At 49.8% G+C, this 3,651-nt stretch carries 2 protein-coding genes; both read left to right on the top strand.

Annotated elements, in window-relative coordinates:
• Positions 1 to 67: 67 nt before the first annotated feature.
• The gene (locus tag H6F50_RS02205; RefSeq protein WP_190425846.1) at positions 68 to 2,602 is read left to right on the top strand and encodes a PAS domain-containing protein; all 2,535 of its coding nucleotides are present in this window, start codon (positions 68 to 70) and stop codon (positions 2,600 to 2,602) included.
• Positions 2,603 to 2,983: 381 nt separating this feature from the next.
• Positions 2,984 to 3,651 (top strand): CHASE2 domain-containing protein (locus tag H6F50_RS02200; protein ID WP_190425834.1); only part of this gene is annotated, 668 nt, incomplete at its 3' end.

Genomic DNA, 3,651 nt, shown 5'->3' with positions numbered 1-3,651 from the left:
TCGCTGCCTCGCCGCAGCTGACGAGCTTTCTCCCAGCTTTACATTATTTCTGTAGGAGACGCCGAGAGTGGAGCGGTTAGAACCAGTTGATCTCGTTGATCTCAAGGAAAACATCAGGGGACTGGGAACACCGTTTGAAATGACTTATACGTTGCAGACAGAAGATGCATTACAAGAGTGCCCTGTTTCAACGGGACAATCCCTATCCAGAGTTCGTCCCCTTTCAACCCTGATGAGTAACTTACCTGGCATGGCCTATCGTTGCCGCAACGACCAGAGCTGGACAATGGAAGCGGTCAGCGAGGACTGCTATCAGCTCACTGGTTACTCTCCGTTTGAACTCATTGGCAACCGAGAAATCTGCTATGCCCAACTGATTCATCCCGACGACCGAGAGCAGGTGTGGAACGCCATACAAGCCGCCGTGCAAGAATATAGACCCTTCCAGCTTGTCTACCGCATCATCACAGCGGCGGGAGAAGAGAAATTAGTTTGGGAACAGGGTTGTGGAGTTTTCTCCCAATCGGGAGAACTGCTGGCGCTGGAGGGCTTGATCATGATTTCAATCCCTAATCGGGATTTAGACCCCCGCCCCGCTAACACTCTACACCCCTTTGCGAATACGTCTATTGACGTATCTGAGCGCCAGCGGGCTGAAGAAGAAATTAAACTGTTGCAAATCCTAACCCAGGCAATTAGTGCTGCGCCTGATTTTCATACGGCACTTTCAGTCGCGCTACGTCAAGTGTGTGAAACGACCGGCTGGAATTTTGGTGAAGCTTGGATACCCAGCTCAGACGGTACTGTTTTAGAATGCACTCCCGCATGGTACAGCAGCACTTTAGAGCTACAGGTTGAAAGTTTACAAGCGTTAGAGGTTGAAAGGTTGATGAAAGGTTTAAATCAACTTCAACCGACTAACCTGCCATCAGAACTGCCCCTAACCCTGAGCGAGTTCCGGCGGCAGAGCGAAATGTTGAAGTTTTCACCGGGAATTGGGCTACCGGGACGAGTTTGGTTATCCAAGCAGCCAGAGTGGATTCCTGATGCTTCGATTGAGCCGCCCCCATTTTTTATCCGGACTCAGTTCGCCAGAAATTGTGGACTCAAAGCGGGATTTGCCGTGCCGATTCTCTCTAAAGATAGGGTAGTGGCAATTCTCACTTTCTTCCTGTTTGAATCTCGCCCTAAGGACAAGCGACTGGTTGAGCTGGTGTCAGCAGTGGCAGCGCATCTAGGAACCGTGATGCAGCAAAAACAAGCGGAAGCTGCCCTGAGGGAAAGCCAGCGCCGTCTGGCAAGTTTGATTGACTCCTTGCCAGGGATTGTGTTTTCTTGTGGAAATGACCCAGCGTGGTCGATGACTTACATTAGTGAAGGTTGCTTTAAGCTGACTGGGTATCACAGTGAAGAATTGATTGGCGATCGCGCGGTGTCTTATGATTCCATTACTCATCCTGAGGATTTACCCAAGGTTTTAGAGGCGATCGCTACGGGCATCACGCTTCTAAAACCCTATGTTGTGGAATATCGTATTCTGACCAAATCAGGTGTGGAAAAATGGGTTTGGGAAAAAGGCGCGGCGGTTTGTGACAACACTGGTAAAGTCCTGGGACTTGAAGGCTTCATCACCGATATTACCGAGCGCAAGCGGACAGAAGAGGCTCTGCAACAAGCAGAAGCAAAGTATCGCAGTATCTTTGAGAATGCAATTGAAGGGATTTTCCAGACAACGCCCGACGGACAGTATATTAGTGCCAATCCCGCTCTCGCACGCATCTATGGATATGAGTCTCCGACAGAACTGATGGCACGTCTGACGGATATTAAGCAGCAACTATACGTTGACCCGAACCGGCGTGCTGAGTTTACGCGCCTGTTGCAAGAACACGATGCCGTTTCAGAGTTTGAGTCCGCGGTTTCCCGCCAAGATGGCAGCATCATTTGGATTTCGGAAAATGCCCGTGCGGTGCGCGATTGTGAAGGTAAGCTGCTTTACTACGAAGGCACGGTGGAAGATATTACCGAGCGCAAACGGGCAAAGGAGCATCTGCGGGAACGGGCGTTTTATGATATCTTGACGGGCTTGCCCAACCGAGCTTTGTTCATGGAGCGCCTCAGTCAAGCGGTGGAGCGAGCCAAACAGTGTCAAGATTTTCAGTTTGCGCTGCTGTTTGTAGATTTGGATGGCTTCAAAAAAGTGAACGACAGTTTGGGGCATCTGGTTGGGGATAAATTATTGGTGGCGTTAGCGGAGCGGCTGCTTCGCTGCGTCGCTCGCCGTCTCGAAACCTGCGTGCGTGCTGAAGACATCGTCGCTCGTTTGGGGGGAGATGAATTTACCCTGCTTTTGGAAGCTATTGACGACCTGAGTCACGCCACCAGCATCGCCGAACGAATCAACCGAGAACTGATACCGCCTTTCTATCTCGACGGACACGAAGTTTTTACTGCCGCAAGTATTGGCATTGTTCTCAGCAGCGGCTACGATCGACCTGAAGACCTCCTGCGCGATGCCGATACAGCCTTGTATCGTGCCAAAGCGCTAGGAAAGGGACGGTATGAGGTGTTTGACCAAACGATGCACTCAAGTGCCCGGTGAAAGGAAATGATTCCCGGTCTTCCTTTCTCCAGCGGAGGGGGGTGGGGGGATAGAGATGGTTCCCAATCAATTTTTATAATTGAGATGCTGCTGTTGCAGTTGAGCGCAATTACAAATTTGGGTATCCATTTAACAAAACCTTTTAGAAAATTTTGGATGGTAGATTTCGGATTGAGGTTGAATTCGCAAGGGAACTAAAGGCGATCGCGTATAGCCCTTTGGGCATGAAAACAGCGAGGCGTTAGCCTAGCGCTGAAAGAGTCAGTTCGCGTCTCTACCAAATTGAGAGTTGGAAAAAATTAAACCTAGCAGCATTCAGCAAAATTGTTATAAACGGTCGCATCAACGCTGTTGCGACTCCTTTGGGAAAACAGCAGATGTATGAACTGGCAATTCCCTGAAAAGTCCAAAATTCAAAGTTTAAAAGTAGAAGAAAAAGAAAAAAAATCCTTTATTGCTAATTTTGCTTTTTTCTTTTTTCCTTCTTTAATCGTTGCAAGTGGTTTGGTGCTAGGGATTTGGCAACCACTGGAACAGCTTGCTTATCGGGGTTTATTCCGCCTCCGGGGAACGATGCCTTGGGATGAACGGGTGGTGTTGATTGACATTGATGATGCCAGTTTAAAGGAACTGGGTCGCTTTCCTTGGCCTCGCAAGCAATACACCCAGTTGCTGAATCAACTGTCCGCAGCAGAGCCTAGTGTGGTGGTATTGGACGTGCTGATGCCCGAAAGTAGTCCGGAAGATGCACAGATGGCGGCGGCGATGGAAAAAGTGGGTCAGGTGGTGTTGGCGCAGGGGTGGGATCGGACAACTACCCCTTTGCGTCCGACTCCAGAATTGAGTAAAAGCGCGATCGCAATCGGACATATTGCCAACCACAAGGATAGCGATGGTTTAACTCGCCAAGTTGTACCGCAACTTGAAGGCGTGCCTCTTTTAAGCATCGCGGCTTCCCAGGTTTATTCACTGGTGAAAGAGCCGGTAAAACTCCCACCGATGAATCAACCGCTGCTCGTGAACTGGCCCGGTGAGGTGCTTCAGGCACC

The organism is Coleofasciculus sp. FACHB-712 (assembly GCF_014695635.1).
In the GTDB taxonomy this organism is placed as follows: domain Bacteria; phylum Cyanobacteriota; class Cyanobacteriia; order Cyanobacteriales; family FACHB-T130; genus FACHB-T130.
This window is presented reverse-complemented; position numbering and strand designations above follow the sequence as displayed.